General features: G+C 71.5%; 19 protein-coding genes. 4 read left to right on the top strand and 15 right to left on the bottom strand.

All coding sequences use genetic code 11. The features are described from left to right. Positions 1-120 precede the first annotated feature (120 nt). Positions 121-1,374 (bottom strand): VTT domain-containing protein, encoded by a 1,254-nt coding sequence (locus tag ACH4PU_RS31570; RefSeq protein ID WP_398279768.1) that lies wholly within the window; start codon positions 1,372-1,374, stop codon positions 121-123. A gap of 280 nt (positions 1,375-1,654) precedes the next feature. Here ACH4PU_RS31570 and ACH4PU_RS31565 point away from each other — a divergent pair, with 280 nt between their 5' ends. Continuing rightward, a complete protein-coding gene (locus tag ACH4PU_RS31565; RefSeq protein ID WP_004940357.1) occupies positions 1,655-2,023 on the top strand; it encodes a YbjQ family protein in 369 nt (122 codons plus the stop codon). A gap of 115 nt (positions 2,024-2,138) precedes the next feature. Here ACH4PU_RS31565 and ACH4PU_RS31560 read toward each other — a convergent pair whose 3' ends face one another. The 6 genes from ACH4PU_RS31560 to ACH4PU_RS31535 form a co-directional block, all read right to left on the bottom strand. Then, positions 2,139-2,897 carry a MerR family transcriptional regulator gene (locus tag ACH4PU_RS31560; RefSeq protein WP_398279764.1) on the bottom strand — a complete coding sequence of 253 codons (759 nt, stop codon included), beginning with the start codon at positions 2,895-2,897 and terminating at the stop codon, positions 2,139-2,141. A gap of 85 nt (positions 2,898-2,982) precedes the next feature. Continuing rightward, positions 2,983-3,579, bottom strand: coding sequence for a PadR family transcriptional regulator (locus ACH4PU_RS31555; RefSeq protein WP_398279761.1), 597 nt, complete (start codon positions 3,577-3,579; stop codon positions 2,983-2,985). An 82-nt stretch (positions 3,580-3,661) separates the two neighbouring features. Beyond that, the gene (locus ACH4PU_RS31550; protein WP_398279758.1) at positions 3,662-3,877 is read right to left on the bottom strand and encodes a DUF4287 domain-containing protein; all 216 of its coding nucleotides are present in this window, start codon (positions 3,875-3,877) and stop codon (positions 3,662-3,664) included. 78 nt (positions 3,878-3,955) lie between these two features. Further along, positions 3,956-4,507, bottom strand: coding sequence for a DinB family protein (locus ACH4PU_RS31545; RefSeq protein WP_398279756.1), 552 nt, complete (start codon positions 4,505-4,507; stop codon positions 3,956-3,958). Positions 4,508-4,606: 99 nt separating this feature from the next. Continuing rightward, positions 4,607-6,073 carry an aldehyde dehydrogenase family protein gene (locus ACH4PU_RS31540; protein ID WP_398279753.1) on the bottom strand — a complete coding sequence of 489 codons (1,467 nt, stop codon included), beginning with the start codon at positions 6,071-6,073 and terminating at the stop codon, positions 4,607-4,609. 81 nt (positions 6,074-6,154) lie between these two features. Further along, entirely contained in the window at positions 6,155-7,018 is an 864-nt protein-coding gene (locus ACH4PU_RS31535; protein ID WP_398279750.1) for a helix-turn-helix domain-containing protein, read from the bottom strand. A 319-nt stretch (positions 7,019-7,337) separates the two neighbouring features. On the opposite strand from ACH4PU_RS31535, the gene ACH4PU_RS31530 reads away from it, so the two are divergent. Then, entirely contained in the window at positions 7,338-7,826 is a 489-nt protein-coding gene (locus ACH4PU_RS31530; protein WP_398279747.1) for an ATP-binding protein, read from the top strand. Between the two features lie 13 nt (positions 7,827-7,839). On the opposite strand, the gene ACH4PU_RS31525 is transcribed toward ACH4PU_RS31530, so the two are convergent. From ACH4PU_RS31525 to ACH4PU_RS31515, 3 genes are all read right to left on the bottom strand, one after another. Next, a complete protein-coding gene (locus ACH4PU_RS31525; protein WP_398279744.1) occupies positions 7,840-8,079 on the bottom strand; it encodes a DUF397 domain-containing protein in 240 nt (79 codons plus the stop codon). 473 nt (positions 8,080-8,552) lie between these two features. Then, positions 8,553-9,437 (bottom strand): NAD(P)-dependent oxidoreductase, encoded by an 885-nt coding sequence (locus ACH4PU_RS31520; RefSeq protein ID WP_398279741.1) that lies wholly within the window; start codon positions 9,435-9,437, stop codon positions 8,553-8,555. A gap of 253 nt (positions 9,438-9,690) precedes the next feature. Beyond that, the gene (locus ACH4PU_RS31515) at positions 9,691-9,978 is read right to left on the bottom strand and encodes a UBP-type zinc finger domain-containing protein (protein WP_398279930.1); all 288 of its coding nucleotides are present in this window, start codon (positions 9,976-9,978) and stop codon (positions 9,691-9,693) included. A gap of 423 nt (positions 9,979-10,401) precedes the next feature. On the opposite strand from ACH4PU_RS31515, the gene ACH4PU_RS31510 reads away from it, so the two are divergent. Continuing rightward, complete coding sequence (locus ACH4PU_RS31510) at positions 10,402-11,436, top strand: rod shape-determining protein (RefSeq protein ID WP_398279927.1); 1,035 nt, start codon at positions 10,402-10,404, stop codon at positions 11,434-11,436. Positions 11,437-11,591: 155 nt separating this feature from the next. Next, the gene (locus ACH4PU_RS31505) at positions 11,592-12,047 is read left to right on the top strand and encodes a tellurite resistance TerB family protein (RefSeq protein WP_185942292.1); all 456 of its coding nucleotides are present in this window, start codon (positions 11,592-11,594) and stop codon (positions 12,045-12,047) included. Between the two features lie 68 nt (positions 12,048-12,115). Here the strand turns inward: ACH4PU_RS31505 and ACH4PU_RS31500 are convergent, their stop codons facing one another. From ACH4PU_RS31500 to ACH4PU_RS31480, 5 genes are all read right to left on the bottom strand, one after another. Beyond that, positions 12,116-13,234 carry a type III polyketide synthase gene (locus ACH4PU_RS31500; protein WP_398279737.1) on the bottom strand — a complete coding sequence of 373 codons (1,119 nt, stop codon included), beginning with the start codon at positions 13,232-13,234 and terminating at the stop codon, positions 12,116-12,118. Between the two features lie 11 nt (positions 13,235-13,245). Then, the gene (locus tag ACH4PU_RS31495) at positions 13,246-14,454 is read right to left on the bottom strand and encodes a cytochrome P450 (protein ID WP_398279734.1); all 1,209 of its coding nucleotides are present in this window, start codon (positions 14,452-14,454) and stop codon (positions 13,246-13,248) included. 224 nt (positions 14,455-14,678) lie between these two features. Continuing rightward, entirely contained in the window at positions 14,679-14,951 is a 273-nt protein-coding gene (locus tag ACH4PU_RS31490) for a DUF1876 domain-containing protein (protein WP_398279731.1), read from the bottom strand. Between the two features lie 337 nt (positions 14,952-15,288). Next, positions 15,289-15,561: a DUF1876 domain-containing protein gene (locus tag ACH4PU_RS31485; RefSeq protein ID WP_185942296.1), complete on the bottom strand. Its 273-nt coding sequence runs from the start codon at positions 15,559-15,561 to the stop codon at positions 15,289-15,291. A 539-nt stretch (positions 15,562-16,100) separates the two neighbouring features. Continuing rightward, positions 16,101-17,252 carry a cation diffusion facilitator family transporter gene (locus ACH4PU_RS31480; protein WP_398279728.1) on the bottom strand — a complete coding sequence of 384 codons (1,152 nt, stop codon included), beginning with the start codon at positions 17,250-17,252 and terminating at the stop codon, positions 16,101-16,103. Between the last annotated feature and the right edge of the window lie 8 nt (positions 17,253-17,260).

Below are 17,260 nucleotides of genomic sequence, written 5' to 3'. Positions count from 1 at the left end.
CCATGCCCGATCAGGAGTACGAGTGCCCAATGGGGGTGGGGAGACGCGTGTGGGGTTCGGTGAAGGTGGGGGTGAACGGCCCCTCGCGGGGGGACGGCCGGGGAGGTGGCGGGACGGACGTCAGCGGCGCGCGTGCCGGCCGCGGGGGCCGCGGTTCGGGTCCTGGGGGTCGTGCGCGTCCTCCGCGTCCTGCGGGTGCTGTGTGCCCTGCGTGTCCTGTGAGGGCTGGGAGTACGCGGAGTACCGGGGGTCCTCCGCGTACTGCGGCTGCTGCGGCTGCCGGTTGTGGAGAGGCTGCTGGGCGGCCTGGGGGTACGGGGAGGCCGGGGAGTACGGAGGGTTCGGGAGGTGCTGCGGAGACTGCGGGCTCTGCGGGACCGGCGGCATCTGCGCCGCCGGCGCGTAGGGGTACTGCCCGGCCTGTGCCGCCTGCGGGTGCTGTGCCGGCGGGGAGTACTGGCCCGGCTGCGGGTACGGGGCGGCCTGCGGGGGCTGGGCGCCCTGCGGCCCCCGTGCGTCACGGACGCCCTCCGGCGCCGGCCCGGGCTGCCGTGCCGGTCCCGGCTGCGGCTGTGCCGCGGGCTGCCCCTTCCCGGGCTGTCCCTGCTTCCGCGCGGGCTGCTTCCCCTGCTCGGGCTGCCGCAGCGGATACGGCTGCACGTCCTGGTAGTGCGGCGGCACCTGGGTGTACTGCCGGGGCGGCTGGGGCCCGCTGGGCACCCCGTCGGCGTCGGGCGCCGGGCCCTCCTTGCGGGACTTCGACCGGGCGCGCAACAGCTCGATCGCGACCGGCACGACCGACACCAGCACGATGGCGACCAGCATCGCCTCGATGTTGGTCCGCACGAACTCGATCTTGCCGAGCACCGCCCCCAGCAGCGTCACACCGGCGCCCCACAGGGTGCCGCCGATGACGTTGAAGATCAGGAAGGAGCGGTAGTTCATCCGGCTCACGCCGGCGATGATCGGCGTGAAGGTACGGATGATCGGCACGAACCGGGCCAGGACCAGGGACTTCGGCCCGTACTTCTCGAAGAAGTCGTGCGCCTTCTCGACGTTCTCCTGCTTGAAGAGCCTGGAGTCCGGGCGCCGGAAGAGGGCGGGGCCCACCTTCCGTCCGAAGAGGTAGCCCGCCTGGTCGCCGAGGACCGCCGCCAGCACGACCATGGCGCACACCGCCCACAGCGGGTAGTCGTTCAGCTTGCCCGTGGTCACCAGCAGACCCGTGGTGAAGAGGAGCGAGTCACCCGGGAGGAAGAAACCGATCAGCAGGCCGGACTCGGCGAAGACGATCGCCAGCACACCGAGCAGGCCGAACTGGCCGATCAGGTAGTCCGCGTCCAGCCACTGGGGGCCGAGCGCGAGTGTGGTCACGGGGGTCACGGTGACAGGCTCCTGGGTCGAGGGCGCAGGCTCGTGCGAGGCCCGGGCACAGGCGGGGGGGAGAAGGCGTGCCGTTCAACGGTAGCAACGCGGCCGGGAACCCCCCGGTTCCAGTCGCCCCGCCCGCACTCCCCCCGCTCGCCCCTCCCGCCCCGCGCCCCCGGCGATCGCCGCACTTCGCCCGGTCGGGGCAACCCCGTGCCGCCGGGGTGCGTCCCGCTCGTCAGGCGGAAGAATCTCCGTACAGACCGAACGGACGAAGGTGGCAGGGATGGGCATCGACGAGTATGGCGGCGGACAGCACGAGCAGGCCGATGTGCTCGTGGTCACGACGAACGACGTGCCCGGTTACCGGGTCGAGCGTGTGATCGGCGAGGTCTTCGGACTCACGGTGCGTTCCCGGCACGTCGGCAGCCAGATCGGCGCCGGCCTGAAGTCGCTGATCGGCGGCGAGCTCAAGGGGCTCACCAAGACCCTGGTCCAGACCCGCAACCAGGCGATGGAGCGCCTGGTCGAGCAGGCCAGGGCCCGGGGCGCCAACGCGGTCCTGATGTTCCGCTTCGACGTCACCGAGGCGGCGGACGTCGGCACGGAGGTGTGCGCGTACGGCACGGCGGTGGTGATCGCGCCGCATTCGTGACGAGCCGGGGCTCGCGCGGCGGGGTAGGGCGCCGGACCACGGCGCCCCACCCCGGTCCGCGCCCCTCCGCGCGGGCCGCTCGGGCCACCCGGACCGCTCAGGCCACGCAGGCCGCTCAGGCGCGCCGGGCCGCGTTGGCGAGGATCGCGTCCCTGAGGAAGGCCGCCAGTCCCGGCCGGACGGCCTCGTACGTCGCCGTGAACCGCTCGTCCGCGACGTACATCTCCGCCAGCCCGGTGTGGATCTCGTACGAGCACGCGTAGAAGTACCGGCTGATCAGCCTCCGGTGCTCCTCGGCGAGGTCCATGGCGGCCTCGGACGCCGGGGAGGCGCCCTCGTCCAGCAGGCCGGCGATCCGGGCGTTGAGCGCGTCCGTCTCGCCCTTGATGCGCAGCCAGTCCTCCTTGCCGTACGCGGCGGCCCGCCGCTGCGATTCGCGGTACGGGTCTCCCCCGCCCCAGCGCCGTTCCGCCTCCGCCGCGTGTGCATCGGGGTCGAAGTCGCCGAAGACCTCGAACTTCTCCTCAGGGGTCAGTGTGATGCCCATTTTCCGTGCCTCCATGGCGTGTTCGACGGCGACGGCCATCTTCCGGAGCCGGGCGATCCGCTCGGTGAGCAGTCCATGCTGCCGCCGCAGGTGTGCCATCGGGTCGGCACCCGGGTCGTCCAGATGCTCCGCCACCTCGTCGAGCGGGAACCCGAGCTCCCGGTAGAACAGGAGCTGCTGCAACCGGTCGAGATCGGCGTCCTCGTACCGCCGATGCCCCGCGTGGCTGCGCCCGCTCGGGACGAGCAGCCCGATCTCGTCGTAGTGGTGCAGTGTCCGTTTGGTCACACCGGCGACAGCGGCGGCCTGTCCCACGCTGTAGCTCACGTCCGTGCTCCTTCTTCCGTCTGCGTTCCACTGTGGGGCGTCACGTGACGTGAGGTGCAAACGGAAGGCCCGCGGAGTAGGGCTGCTATTCCGGCGACGTGGTGACGCCCGCCCACGGGTCGCCCTCGCCCGCCATCACATAGGCACCCGCTTCCAGGCGCTCGATCAGGCCCCGGGCCCAGTCCTCCCCCGTCGCCACCGTGTGCAGCCAGAGCCCCCGGATCTCACCGAGGTGGCCCTGGTCGTGCGCCTCGCCCGGCGGCGGCCAGTGCCTGCCGATCTCCGTCCGCCAGGCTTCCAGCGCGGCCACGCGCCGCCGGAGCAGGGTGATCGCCTCGTCGCGCGGAAGGTCGACGAGGAAGCCCACCGCGGCCGTCAGGTGGTCGATCTTCCGGTCGTGGTCGGCCAGCGCGTGCCGCAGCAGCCGGAAGTACTCGGCCTCGCCCGCGTCCGTCAGCTCGTATGCGGTGCGCGGCGGGCCGCCGGTCTCACTCGGGGCGGTGTCGTGCGCGGTGAGCAGGCCCTGGCCGGCCATGGTCTTCAGCGCGTGGTAGATCGACCCCGGTTTCGCCTGGGACCATTCGTGCGCTCCCCAGAACTCCAGGGAGGAGCGCACCTGGTAGCCATGGGCGCGGCCGTGCCGCCGGACCGCCCCCAGCACCAGCAGCCGGATCGCCGACATGCCGCCCCGCCCCTCTCCCACCGTCTCCGCCGGATCTGCCGTCCCAGGTTAGGCGGCGTGCCGGGGAGCGGGCGGGCGCGGGTCAGGCCCGGCCGGCGGCCTCGGCCAGGGTGTGGGCGACGAGCGCGTTGGCGTGGCCGTGGCCCAGGCCGTGTTCGGTCTTGAGCCAGGACACCAACTCCATGTGTCTCTCCAGGGGAGCGGAGCGGATGAGCTCCTTCCACTCCGCCACGGGGCGGCCGTACTTCTTCTCGATCGAGGGGAAATAGCTCGCGGGGCCCTTCACTGCTTCGGTCATGGCGCGAGCATCCCACCCGCCACTGACAACGGCCGGGGCGCGCGCCTCCCGTGAGCGCCCCGGCCGCTTCCGCGCGCGTCAGTCCGCCTGGCGCCGCTCCGCGTCGACCAGCTCGAACGCGGTCTTGCCGTCGACCGACTCGCGGATGATGTCCGCGTGCCCGGCGTGCCGGCCGATCTCCTCGACCAGGTGCAGCAGCAGCCAACGCATCGACACCCGGGTGTCCTTGGGGAACCAGGGGGCCGGCGGGAGGGCGAAGGTGTCCTCCAGGGAGGGCAGCGCTCGAATGAAGCGCTCGACCTCGGCGGCCTGCTCCTCCCAGGCGGCGAGGAGCACGGGAACGGTCTCGCTCTCCTCGGGGTGCCAGGCCGCCAGGAAGCGCTTCGTCGCCTCCTCGGCGTCGATGTCGGGACCCGTGCCGCTCGCCATCTCCAGCCAGCTGCGCTCCGCACGCATGACGTGCTTGAGCAGGCCGATCAGGGACATCTCGCTGGCGCTGGGGCGGGAGCGGACCTGCTCCTCCGTCAGGCCGAGGAGCGCCCGGCGGACACCGCCGCGCTGGGCGTCCACGAAGGCCAGCAGAGTGCCCCGCTCGTCACTGACGTCCTTCTCGATCACATGGATAGGCATAGGGCTCCGCCGTTCCTTCCGTCGCTTCCTGCTGACGTCTCCACAGTAGGAGCCCAGTAGGTCAACTCCTGTCCTAATGGGCTCCCGGAAGGGAAGGAATCAGAACGGGAACGTGCTGCGCCCATGCTGCACGGAGATCCACTTCGTCGTCGTGAACGCGTCCACCATGGCGTCCCCGTTGAGCCGCCCGAGGCCCGAGTGCTTCTCGCCGCCGAACGGCACGATCGCCTCGTCGTGCACGGTGCCGTCGTTGACGTGGATCATGCCGGTCTCCACCCGCTGGGCGAAACGGACGCCGCGTTCGACATCTCCCGTGTGGACGGCGCCGCTCAGCCCGTAGGGGGTGGCGTTGGCGATCCGCAGGGCCTCCTCCTCGCCGGAGAACGGGATGATCAGCGCGACTGGCCCGAAGATCTCCTGGCGGAGGACGGCGGAGTCCTCGGGGAGGTCCGTGAGGACGCTCGGCTCCACCAGGGTGCCCACCGTGCGACCCCGGACGAGGGCGGTGGCGCCGTCCGCGACGGTCTGGTCCACGAGGGACGTGATCGCCTCCGCCTGACCCGAGTTGATCAGGGGACCGATGTGCGTGGCGGGGTCGGAGGGGTCGCCGACCTTGAGGGACTTCACTCTCGCCACGAACTTCTCGGTGAACTCGCCCAGCACGGAACGGTCCACCAGCACCCGGTTGGCGGCCATGCAGACCTGCCCCTGGTGGATGAACCGGCTGAAGACCGCCGCGTCCACCGCGTAGTCCACGTCCGCGTCGTCGAGGACGACCAGCGCGCTGTTGCCGCCCAGTTCGAGCACCACCCGCTTGAAGTGCGAGGCGGCGACGGTCGCCACATGCCGGCCGACCTTGTCGGAGCCGGTGAACGACAGCACCTTGGGCACCGGGTGCTCGATCAGCGCGTCCCCGATCTCCGCGATGTCGGTGACCAGGACGTTCAGCACGCCAGGCGGCAGCCCCGCGTCCTCCAGCACCTTGGCGAGCAGGCCGCCGCCGCAGACGGGCGTGTTCTGGTGCGGCTTGAGCACCACCGCGTTGCCGAGCGCCAGGGCGGGCGCCACGGACTTCAGCGACAGCAGGAACGGGAAGTTGAACGGACTGATCACGCCGACGACCCCGACCGGCAGGCGGTAGAGCCGGTTCTCGCGGGTGTCGTCCGGCGAGGGCAGGATGCGGCCTTCCGGGCGCAGAGCGATCTGGAGCGCGTCCCGGAGGAACTCCCGCGCCAGGTGGAGCTCGAAGCCGGCCTTCAGCGCCGTCCCGCCGCACTCCGCCATGATCACCGAGGCCAGTTCGTCCTCGTGGTCGTCGATGATCCGCAGTGCGCGCTCGAAGACCAGCCGCCGGGTGTACGGGTTGGTCTTCCCCCACGCCGCCTGGGCGCGCTCGGCCGCCCGGTACGCCTCGTCGACCTCGTCCACGGCGGCCACCGTGATGGAGGCGAGCTTCTCCCCGTCGTACGGGTTGAAGTCGACGATGTCCCACGAGCCCGTACCGGGCCGCCAGCGGCCGTCGATGTACTGGTACGCGAGGTCCTTGAACGCGGAGGAGTACGACATCCGTCATCCCTGTCTGCCGGAGCCCGGCCGTCCGGCCGGGCTGGTTCAGACTTGCTGATTGGCCGTCATCGTACTGACGCGCTAAGCGAGTTGGAGCAACCGGCGCATGAGGTCGCGCGTTCCCGACGGGGAGAGGCTGTCCGCCCGCAGCCGCCCCATGACGCGCTCGTACTGGCTGACCTCATCCGGCTTGTCCAGGTAGAGCGCGCCCGTGAGGTGCTCCAGGTACACCACGTCGGGAAGGTCCGACTCGGGGAAGCGGAGCACGGTGAACGCCCCGCTCTCACCCGCGTGACCACCGTGCCGGAAGGGCATCACCTGGAGGGTCACATTGGGCTGTTCGGAGAGGTCGATGAGGTGCTGGAGCTGCCCGCGCATCACGTCCGCGTCGCCGTACGGGCGGTGCAGCGCGGCCTCGTCGAGGACGGCGTGGAAGTGCGGCGCCCGCTCGGAGAACAGCAGCTTCTGCCGCTCCATGCGCAGCGACACCCGGCGTTCGACCTCGGCGGGGTCGGCCGTGGGCTGGCCCCGGACGACGACGGCGTGCGCGTAGCCCTCGGTCTGGAGCAGGCCGTGGACGAACTGCACCTCGTAGATCCCGATGTGCGAGGCGGCGCCCTCCAGGCCGACGTAGGTCTGGAACCAGCTCGGCAGCACATCGCCGTAGCTGTGCCACCAGCCGGCGACGTTGGCCTCCCTGGCCAGGCCGAGCAGCGCCTCGCGCTCGCCCTCCCGTGTGATGCCGTAGAGGGTGAGCAGGTCCTCCACGTCCCGCGTCTTGAAACTCACCCTGCCGAGCTCCATGCGGCTGATCTTCGACTCGGACGCGCGGATCGAGTACCCGGCCGCCTCGCGGGTGATCCCCCGGGACTCGCGCAACTTCCTCAGCTGGGAGCCGAGGAGTATGCGGCGCACCACGGAACCGCTCGACTCGCTCGTGGTCATCTCGTCGACCCTTCCTTCCGGTCTGGTCCGGCCTGTCCGTCCGCCGTTTCCCTCGCCCTTCCGAGGGTGACCCCCGCTCCCCCCTCGGCGCCGAAGTCTGCCACCCCCGGGCATCGTTGTGTGCACATCCGGTTACGGATACCGGCCAACGACGGGTGCGGTACGGCGAGGGGCGTAGGAATAATTGCTCCCCAATCCCCTTGTGCGCCCCCAAACCCCCCACGTGCACGTGCATCTGCCCTTGCATCCGCCCCGCGCATCGGAAACGATGGAGCCCGCACACGTGCACGTCACGTCCACGATTGCAGGAGTGCCTCGGATGGGTACCGAAGGATCGACTGTGCTCTCCCCCGTCTGGCGGGGGCTGCCCCGGTTCGACTCATCCGCGGTGTCGAACTCCGCTTCCTGCGCCCTGCCGCCGCGCTTCGAAGCCGTCCGTACGGCCCGGCGGTTCACCGGAATCACCCTGTCGCAGTGGGGGGTCCAGCACATCTTCGACAACGTGGCGCTGGTGGTCTCCGAACTGGTGACCAATTCCCTGCGCTACGCCACACCGACCGGCCGCGTCGACGGAAGGTATGAACCTCCCGTACGCCTGCATCTGATGCGGTGGACGACGCGGCTGGTATGCGCGGTACGCGATCCGAGCGAGGAGGGGCCGCTCGCGGGGGAAGCGGCCCCTGGTGACGAGCACGGGCGCGGACTGCTGCTGGTGGATTCGTTCAGCGACGCCTGGGGCTGGCACCCCCTGGCGGGCGCACTGCACGGCAAGGTCGTCTGGGCGCTGTTCCGACTGCCGCGCGAATAACCGCATTTCGCGGTCACTCGGCCACCAGGTAGTCGAATTCACCGTCCTTGACGCCCAACAGCATGGCCTCGATCTCCGCGGGGGTGTAGACGAGAGCGGGGCCATCCGGGTGGCGGGAGTTGCGTACTGCGACCCCGCCACCCGGCAACTTCGCGAACTCCACGCAGGAACCCTGCGAGTTGGAGTGCCGGCTCTTCCGCCAGACGACTCCATCGATGCCCGATGCAACCATGCCGTTGTAGACGTGTGGCACTGGAGTCTCCCGGATCGCCGCAGGGGGCATCCCCATTCGTTTACGGGGATGGCAACTTCTTCGGATCATAGCCGCGGTTCACATTCCCCGGCACGAGCAGATGCACGTGCACTGAGGGTGGTGCCACCACTACGTCGCGGCGCCGATTTCCCCTGCGCATTTCCGCTTGCCCGGGACAATTGCCGCTGTCGCGGCCGTCATTGACGCACATCCTCCGGATGGCGCGCGGAACGGCGCGGCGCGTGATTCATCCGGGGCCGGCCCTTTCCGGTGCTTCGCCCTCCGGTCCGCCCCTTTCGCGTCGTCGCCCGCCCCTCCTGTATCGCGGCCGTACTCCGCTCTCTTTCCGGCCGTATTCGCGGGGTGCGGAACGGCCCTTTCCCGAAGGGCGGTTCGAAGGGCCGGGCCGTCACCCCGGCGCGCACCGGCCCCGGCTCCGCTCCCGCGCCCGGTGGGGACCGGGCGCCCGGCCGTCACCGGGCGGCGCGCCCCCGGACGTACTCGATGAGGTGGGCGTACCCGTCGGCGCCGTGTCCGTCCTCCACCGCGCGCCCCGCCAGCCCGAGGAACACCCGTGGAAGACCGGATTCCACCCCTCGCTCCTCACCGGCGTGCTCCAGCAGCCCCATCAGCATCAGGTGCTGGTCCAGCGGGAACTCCCCGGCCGGGTACGCGCCCGCGTCGATCTGCCGGGCGTACTCCTCCATCAGCCGGCCGACGGTCCTCATCCAGCGGCCCGCGACCCTGGTGTAGGCAGTCGCCGACACCCCGCCGCCCGGCCCGTCCGCGCCCGTGAGCGCCACGCCGTGCAGCCAGCCGGTGAGCGTGGACCACAGCAGGCCGAGCAGCGCGACGTCGTGGACGGCGGGCAGGGCCGGGTCGTCGCCCAGGTGCACCGGGTCCCCGAGGGCGGCCAGGACGCCGCGGTGCGCGTCGAAGGCGGGGCGCGGTCCGCCGTAGAGCTGGAGGGAGTCCGGCCGGCCCACACCGGACGGCATCATCAGGACCGCGGCGTCGAGGTAGTGGACGTTCCGCTCGCGCGCCCGGTCGGCGGCGTCCCGGGCATGGCCCGGCGATCCGGAGGTGAAGTTGACGAGCGTCCGGCCCGCGAGCCCGGCGGCGCACGGCGACAGCACCTCGCGCACGGCCTCGTACGTCGACAGGCAGACGACGACCAGCGGGGCGGCGCCGACGGCCGCTCCGGGCGAGGCGGCCTCCACCGCGCCCCGCGCGACGAGCGGCAGCGCCTTGTCGCGCGTCCGGTTCCAGACCGTCGTCGAGTGCCCGGCGGCCAGGAACGCACCGGCCAGCGCGGCTCCCATCGCCCCCAGGCCGACCACGCTCACCTCGGTGTCCATGGCGCCCCCGTCTCCGGCCCACCAGCGCGTTCGCTTTCGCGGCTGATTGTCGGAGCCGGAGGCTTCGGCCCGCAATGGCGCGTCTCGGCCATTTGTCCGGTTCGCACACCCGGCAGGCATGGGGGCGGCCGAGGTAGCATGTGGAAATGGTTTTCATTAACGGTGAGAGTCGAGCACCCCGGGGGCGGTCCGTGCTCCGCGACCTGGCCGTCGTCCGCTGCCTGTGCCGACGCGCGCTCCTGAAGGCCGTCAGCTACGACGGGAGGAGCAGCAACTCGTCCGCGTAGCACCAGGCCCAGTCCTCACCCGGCTCGATGGAGCGCGCGAGGTCGTGACCGGGCGTGCCGTGCGCGTGCGCGCTGGCGTGCCGGTGCGGCGAGCTGTCACAACAGCCCACGTGCCCGCAGACCAGGCACGCGCGCAGGTGCACCCAGGTACTCCCGATGCGCAGGCACTCCTCGCAGCCTTCCGGGGTGCTGGGGGTCACCGGGCGGGCCTGCGCCAGGTGGCCGCAGGTGCGGTCCGCGGGGCGGCCCTCCACATCGGCGGCGACCTGCCACGCCGACGGACCGTGCGGTCCGTCCGGCCCCTTCTTCGACGCGCTCATGGCCCGAGCGTAGGGCGAACGGGGGCCGGGCGCGCGTCGGGATGCCAACCGGGCCCGGACGCGCGTCGGGACGCCGGCCGGGCCCCGCTCCGCCCGGAGCCGGCCGGGCCTATGAATCCGCAGGTCAGCGGCGTTGTCAGACCCCCCTGGCAGACTTCTTCGCACCGGGGCCGTGGAGGTGGGTGACGGGGGTGTTCACCTCCGCGTGCCCCGGTGCGCCCCGCCCGCCGGCGGGGCCGCTCCTCCGAGTGGCGCACTCCGGCGGGCGACGCGCCGTGCCGCACCGCACGATGGCCCCAGGGGCCGCCGTTCGGCGGTCCCGCGCCACCGCACCGCCGCCGGGGAGATGAGCCCGTGATGACCCTCAGCCTCGCCCAGCTGAGCCGCTGCACCATCGCCGTCGACCTCGGCGCGTCCCGCACGCGCGTCTACGCCCGCGACACCGGCCTGATCGTCGACGAGCCGAGCATCGCCGCGGTCAACACCAGGACGGGCTCGCTCATCGCCGTCGGCGCCCTCGCCGAGGGCATGGCCGGCCGGACGCCGGCCCACATCCGCGTCGTCCGCCCGGTCTCCGGCGGCACGGTCGTCGACGTCGACATGGCCCAGCGCATGCTGCGCCACCTGATCAGCGACAAGCTGCGCCGCGCCTGGCGGCGCAAGCCGCTGCTGCGGGCCGCGGTCTGCCTGCCGCACGACGCCGAGCCGATCGCCCAGCGCGCGGCGGTGGAGACGCTGACCGGGCTCGGCGCCCGCCGGGTCGAGCTGGTGGACACGCTCGTCGCGGCGGCCGTCGGCTGCGGACTGCCGGTCGAGCTGCCCGAGGCCACGATGATCATCGTCTGCGGCGCGGCCTCCACCCAGGTGGCCGTGCTCTCCCTCGGTTCCATCGTGGCGGCCGAGAAGGTGCAGGTCGGCGGCGACGCCATCGACTACGCGATCGTCCAGCACCTGCGCGGCGAGCACGAGTTGATGCTGCCCACCCAGGGCCTGTACCCGCTGCACATGGCCCTTCGCGCGGACCGGATGGGCGGCGGCACCGAGACGGAGGTCCGCGGCCGGGACGTGGCGACGGGCCTGTCCCGCACCGTGCTGGTGAGCACGGCGCATGTGCGCGAGGCGGTGCGCACGCCGCTCACCGTCGTCCTGGACGCCATAGGGCGCGTGCTGCGGGACTGCCCGCCGGACCTGGTCGCGGACCTGGGGACGCGCGGCGTGATGCTGGCCGGCGGCAGTGCGCTGATGCCGGGGCTCGACACGATGATCGAGGACGCGACGGGGATGACCGTGCACATCGCGGCCAACCCGGACCACTGCTCGGTGCTGGGGCTGGGGGCGATGATGGAGGGAAGGGTCAAGCCGATGGCGCTGGATCCGCTGACGGCGGGGTGAAGGGCGGCGGTCCGCACACGGATTGACGGATACCGGGGGCGTCACGGGGGGTGCGGGCCGATGCGGAGGTGCCGGCGTCGTCCCGGGGGGAACTTCTGCGCCTTCCGGTCAGTTCTGCCTGTGCTACCCCCGTTTTCACAAGGAGAGACACGCACATGGCGCTCTGGGACCGGCTCAAGGAATCGGCCACGACGATGCAGGGCCAGCTGGTCGCGAAGAAGAACGACCTCAAGAGCGGTGCGTTCCGCGACGCGAGCATGGCGATGTGCGCGCTGGTGGCGGCGGCCGACGGATCGGTGGACGCCTCGGAGCGGCAGCGCGTCGCCTCGCTGATCGCCACCAACGAGGTGCTGCAGAACTTCCCGGCGGACGACCTGCACGCGAAGTTCACGGACTACTGCCAGAAGCTGGCCGCCGACTTCGACTTCGGCAAGGTGAGCCTCCTCCAGACCATCGGCAAGGTCCAGAAGAAGCCCACCGAGGCGCGTGCCGTCATCCAGATCGGCATCGTCATCGGCGGCGCGGACGGCGACTTCGACAAGGAGGAGCAGGCCGTCGTGCGCGAGGCGTGCTTCGCCCTGGGCATCGCGCCCTCCGAGTTCGACCTGTAAGCAGGCCGTCGGCGCAGCGAGGAGCGCGGGTCACCGAGAGGGAAGGTGACCCGCGCTCCCGCGTCCGCTCAGGCCGGCAGTGTCACGGAAGAGTTCCGGTCGGCGGACGTCCCGCGGGTGCGGTGGCCGTTGCCGGCGACCGCACCCGACCAGGTGCCCAGGGCGATCTCGGCGGTGATGCCCGGCCCGAAGCCGGCGATCACACCGCGCGCCGCGTGCTCGGCGCCACCGTCCTGGAACAGCCGCTCCAGCGCGTCGAAGACGACCGCGCTGGCGATGTTCCCCCGCTCGACCAGCGTCTGCCGGCTGTAGCGGAACATCGACTGCTCCAGCCGCAGGTACTTGCCGAGGTCGTCGAGGATGCGGGGGCCTCCCGCGTGCACGATGTAGAAGTCCAGATCGGAGACGTCCCACTCGTACGGCTCGGCCATCTCCCGCATCGCCGGGGCCAGCATCGCCATGGTGCCCGGCACGCGTTTGTCCAGGATGAAGTGGAACCCGGTGTCCTTCACCCCGTAGGAGATCCACTCCTCGGTGTCCGGCACCAGGTGCGAGCCGTTGCGTTCGAGCTTCACTCCCGTACCGCCGTCACCGCGGACCACGGCGCAGGCGATGGCGTCGCCGAACAGGCCGTTGGAGAGCAGGTTGCCGACCCCCAGGTCGGTGGGCTGGTAGAGCAGGGAGCAGAACTCACACGCCACGATGAGCACATTGGCCCCGGGGTAGGCGCTGCAGAAGTCATGGGCGCGGTTGACCGCAGCCCCGCCCGCCGCGCATCCCAGCTGAGCGATGGGCAGTTGGCGGGTCTCGCTCCGGAAACCCATGGTGTTGATGAGCCACGCGGTCATCGAGGGCATCATGAAGCCCGTACAGGACACGTACACGATCATGTCGATGTCCCGGACGGTCAGTTCCGCGTGCTCCAGCGCCCGGTTCACCACGTCGGGCACCCGTGCCTTGGCCTCCGCCTCGTAAAGGTTGTTCCGGGCGGTGAAGCCCGGATGCTTGAGGGTGGCCTCGATCGGCTGCACCAGGTGCCGGGTCTGGACCCCGGTGTTGCCGATGAGCCGCAGTGCCAGCTCCAGTTGCGGATGGTCCGCGTGCAGGGTGCGCGCCAGTTCCAGGGTCTCTTCCCTGGTGATGACGTGCTCGGGGACGGCGATGGCCGGTCTGCACAGAGTCGCCATGGTCGGCCTCCTCACCAGGCGACCGGCAGGGTGAGCGGATAACGCCAGATCGACACGGTGTTCCACTGCACCTCCTCCGCCGGTACGGCCAAGCGCAGTTCGGGGAAACGGTTGATGAGCGTGCCGATGGCGATCTGGAGCTCCATCCGGGCCAGGTGGGCTCCGAGGCAGTGGTGGGAGCCGTGGCCGAAGGTCATGTGCGGTACCGGGTCCTCCCGGTCGAAGTCGAGCTCGTCCGCGCGCTCGTAGACCGATCCGTCGCGGTTGGCGCACAGGTACGAGACGTGGACGACGTCCCCGGCCGGGATCGTCACGCCGTCGAACGTGACGTCCTCCAGCGCCACCCGCGGGATGCCGACGCCCTGGCGGAACGGGATGTACCGCAACAGCTCCTCCAGGGCCCGTGGCATGATCTCGGGCCGCTCCCGGAGCTGCGCGAGGTGCTTCGGGTGGGTCAGGAGGGTGTAGATGATGTTGCAGATCTCGTAGGTGCTGGTGTCGTGCCCGGTGACCAGCAGGAGCATGCCCATGACGGCGAGCTCCTTCTCGTCCAGCATCTCCTCGCCGACCCGTGCCGTGGCCAGGGAGCTCAGCAGGTCGCTGCCGGGGTTGCGGCGGCGCTCGGCCGTCAGGCCGGCGAAGTACCGGCGGAGGCCGGCCTTGGCCTCGGCCGCCGCCTCCTTGTCCGCGGGCTTCATGGACATCATGGCCATGGCCCAGGCGCGCAGCTGCGGACGGTCCTCCATGGGGACGGCCAGCAGCTCGCAGATGGTCATCAGCGGCAGCTTCCCCGCCAGATGGTGGGCCACGTCGGCGGGCGAGCCCTCGTCCTCCATGGCGTCCAGCAGCTTGTCGACGAGCTGCTGCGTCTTCGGCCGCAGCTCCTCCACCTGCTTGTTGCTGAACCCGGTGGTCACCAGGCGGCGCAGCCTGCTCAGCGCCGGCGGGTCCATCAGGTTGATCGCCTCCGACTGGGCGATCGGCGCCGGTGTGATGCGCGGAAAGTCCTTCCCGATCAGCGCGGCCCGGCTGAAGCGTCGGTCCTGGGTGACCGTGCGAACGTCCTCGTACCGCGTCACCAGCCAGCACTCGCCCTCGCCGTACGGCATGCGGACCTTGGCGACCGGGGCCTCGGTCCGCATCCGCTCCATGAACGGGTCCGGTTCCAGCGCTTCATCGTGACGGAAGGGACACGTCCGTTCGGATTCCTCAGTGGTCATGCGAAGCACTCCCCATACCCAAGGGCACGGCCTTGGTGGCGCGCCGATATCTACAGACCGATTCCGCAGGGGCAAGCACGCCACACCTGTACCCGGATGATTCACTCGATTTGTGGACTTACCCGTGTAAATGAAACAGGTCTTTGTCGAACACACCAGACCTGTTCACCCGAGTGAGTGACCCTTGTCGAAGCGTCCCGGGGGTGAGTCGGGGCGTGCCCGGATCAGGATTCGATCCCTCGCACGCGTTCGTGCGTGTGCCGCTCGATGTCCTTGACGGCGATGTCGAGGAGTTGGTCCGCCAGGACGTGCAGGGCCCGGGAGGCGGCGAGCTCGTCGCCGATGTCGGGCACGTTCTCGTCCGCGGGATGGCAGCGGGCCGTGCCCTCGCCGACCATCGGGCCCGGGGGCTTGCCGGAGAGGCGGGCCTCGGCGGTGACGACGTGGTCGTGCTCGCTGATGCTGATGCTCACGGTCCAGGACTTGGTGCCACTCATGCGCCGGCCTTTCTGCCGCCTGCTCCTGTGTGCCCTCCCCGGCCCTCCCCTGTCCCCTCCTGCCCCTCTGTCCATCCCTGCCCGCCCCGAGTCGCCAGGCTGGCACGGCACCGCGGCCCCCGCATGCCGGGATGCGCGCACCGCGGCCTGCCATGGCCCGGGCGAACGACGGCCTGCCGGCAGGTGACCGGTGGCGCGCCGACGCGGTGACATCACGGACGCCGTTCATCCGCTCGGCGCGATGCGGGAACGGCGTCCGTGTTCGGTGGAGAAAATCCGTGTTCGGTGGAGAAAGCGGTTCGAGGAAGTGCGGCGCCGGTTCGCGGCGCCGGCGCTCTCAGACCCCGAGTCCCTGAACCGGCTTGTGGGTGTGGCGCTCGATGTCCGTGGCCGCCGTGTTCAGCAACTGGTGGGACAGCGACGACATAGCGCGGGCCACGGCGAGCTCGTCACCGATCTCCGGCACGTTCTCGTCGGCGGGATTGCAGCGGGCCACTCCCTCGCCGACCATCGTCCCGGCGGCGGCCCCGCTCAGCCGCGCTTCCGCGTTCACCGTCTCGGCGTTCTCCTTGATGCTGATCTGTACGTTCCAACTCTTCATGCCGGTCATGGGAGCACCCTCTTCCAGCCACTCAGCATGAACACACTCCGGACACACCCCCGATCACCATCGTCACACCGCGCCCCACCGGCCGCACGCGGGCACCCGGCCGCGGAGGCGGGCTCGCCCGGCGTAGCGGCCCCGGGCGGACACGAGACGGCCCGCGGTCGGGTCCGGACGCGTCCGCCGCCGCGACGCCGCCCCGCACGGCCACCAGGGCGCCGGCGGGAGCGCTCACCACACTCAGGTGGCCGCGACGCGGGCCGGGCCCGGGGTTCGGGCTCGGCGCCGGACCCGGCCTCCGCTGCGCGCCGGGAACGGAGATCAAGGCCATGGCCGTCCTCCTCATCGGTCGATTACGGTACGTGAACCTCTAGTGACCAACCTTCCCCTCGCACACGTCTTCCCCTCATGCCCGAGGGGTTGTGCGGAGGTGCGCCACGAGCGCGCCATGGGCACCCCAAGGCGTACCGGCGACCTCAAGCCCCAACGGCGCTCCGGGCGGCGCCCCGCCCCGCGACCGTCACCGGCACCGGAGGCGGCGCGTTCTACGCCGTGAGGTGGTGGGCCAGGGCGGCGTGCGGGTCCGCGGCGGCGCCCGTCCCGGCGCAGGGTGTGGTGTGGTCGATGTGCACGGTCGCGGCGACCAGCCGGGGCACGGCGTGCAGCAGCGCGTGCTCGGCCGCGACCGCGCGCTCGTGGGCCCGCACCACGCTCAGCTCGGCGTCCACGACGATGTCCACCTCGGCGCGCAGGGCGTGCCCGACCCACCGCATGCGGACCTGCCCGACCTCGCGCACCCCCTCCACCGCCCGGAGGGCGCGCGTCGCGCCGTCCACCAGCTCCGGATCGACGGAGTCCATCAGCCGCCGGAACACCTCGCGGGCCGCGTCCCGCAGCACGAGGAGGATCGCGACGGTGATCAGCAGCCCGACCGCCGGGTCCGCCGCGGGCCACCCGAGGGCGGTGCCGGCGGCGCCGAGCAGGACGGCCAGGGAGGTGAAGCCGTCGGTCCGGGCGTGCAACCCGTCGGCGACCAGGGCCGCCGAACCGATTCTCCGCCCGGTGCGGACGCGGTACCGGGCCACGCCTTCGTTGCCAGCGCACCCCACCAGGGCCGCGGCCGCCACGGCCCACGGGTGGTCGAGGGGCCGGGGGCTCAGCAGCCGGTCGACCGCCTCGTAGGCGGCGAGCGCCGACGACGCGGCGACGGTGAGGACGATCGCGACGCCCGCCAGGTCCTCGGCGCGGCCGTAGCCATAGGTGTAGCGCCGGTTCGCCGCACGCCGCCCGAGCAGGAAGGCGGTCCCCAGCGGGACGGCGGTCAGCGCGTCGGCCCCGTTGTGGACCGCGTCGCCGAACAGCGCCACGGAACCGGACGCCGCCGCGACCGCCCCCTGAACCACCGCCGTCGCGCCCAGGACCGCGAGCGACCACCACAGCGTGCGCATCCCCTCGCGGGACGCCTCCATCGCCCGGTCGACCTTGTCCGCGGCGTCGTGGTGGTGGTCGTGGTGGTGGGGGGCGAGGAGATGGGCGGCCCGGTGCCGTGTCCGCCGGATGCGGTCGGCGAGGGCGAGTCGACCACGGCCGTGCGGTGGGCGGTCATGGGACGGATGGTCGTGGTGCGGGTGGTCGTGGGACGGATGGCCGTGGGGCGGATGGCCACGGCCGTGCGCGCGGGCGTGAGAGCGTGCCATGGGGCCCA

It is taken from the genome of Streptomyces sp. NPDC021100 (genome assembly GCF_044333095.1).
Taxonomy (GTDB): Bacteria; Actinomycetota; Actinomycetes; order Streptomycetales; family Streptomycetaceae; genus Streptomyces.
The sequence above is the reverse complement of the archived record's forward strand: the minus strand, read 5'-3'. Positions and strand labels throughout refer to the sequence as shown.

Coding starts and splice junctions, on each gene's coding strand:
- ACH4PU_RS31565 (WP_004940357.1), top strand. CDS start 1,655: ATGGGCATCGACGAGTATGGCGGCGGACAGCACGAGCAGGCCGATGTG.
- ACH4PU_RS31555 (WP_398279761.1), bottom strand. CDS start 3,579: ATGTCGGCGATCCGGCTGCTGGTGCTGGGGGCGGTCCGGCGGCACGGC.
- ACH4PU_RS31550 (WP_398279758.1), bottom strand. CDS start 3,877: ATGACCGAAGCAGTGAAGGGCCCCGCGAGCTATTTCCCCTCGATCGAG.
- ACH4PU_RS31545 (WP_398279756.1), bottom strand. CDS start 4,507: ATGCCTATCCATGTGATCGAGAAGGACGTCAGTGACGAGCGGGGCACT.
- ACH4PU_RS31540 (WP_398279753.1), bottom strand. CDS start 6,073: ATGTCGTACTCCTCCGCGTTCAAGGACCTCGCGTACCAGTACATCGAC.
- ACH4PU_RS31535 (WP_398279750.1), bottom strand. CDS start 7,018: ATGACCACGAGCGAGTCGAGCGGTTCCGTGGTGCGCCGCATACTCCTC.
- ACH4PU_RS31530 (WP_398279747.1), top strand. CDS start 7,338: ATGGGTACCGAAGGATCGACTGTGCTCTCCCCCGTCTGGCGGGGGCTG.
- ACH4PU_RS31520 (WP_398279741.1), bottom strand. CDS start 9,437: ATGGACACCGAGGTGAGCGTGGTCGGCCTGGGGGCGATGGGAGCCGCG.
- ACH4PU_RS31510 (WP_398279927.1), top strand. CDS start 10,402: ATGACCCTCAGCCTCGCCCAGCTGAGCCGCTGCACCATCGCCGTCGAC.
- ACH4PU_RS31505 (WP_185942292.1), top strand. CDS start 11,592: ATGGCGCTCTGGGACCGGCTCAAGGAATCGGCCACGACGATGCAGGGC.
- ACH4PU_RS31500 (WP_398279737.1), bottom strand. CDS start 13,234: ATGGCGACTCTGTGCAGACCGGCCATCGCCGTCCCCGAGCACGTCATC.
- ACH4PU_RS31495 (WP_398279734.1), bottom strand. CDS start 14,454: ATGACCACTGAGGAATCCGAACGGACGTGTCCCTTCCGTCACGATGAA.
- ACH4PU_RS31490 (WP_398279731.1), bottom strand. CDS start 14,951: ATGAGTGGCACCAAGTCCTGGACCGTGAGCATCAGCATCAGCGAGCAC.
- ACH4PU_RS31485 (WP_185942296.1), bottom strand. CDS start 15,561: ATGACCGGCATGAAGAGTTGGAACGTACAGATCAGCATCAAGGAGAAC.
- ACH4PU_RS31480 (WP_398279728.1), bottom strand. CDS start 17,252: ATGGCACGCTCTCACGCCCGCGCGCACGGCCGTGGCCATCCGCCCCAC.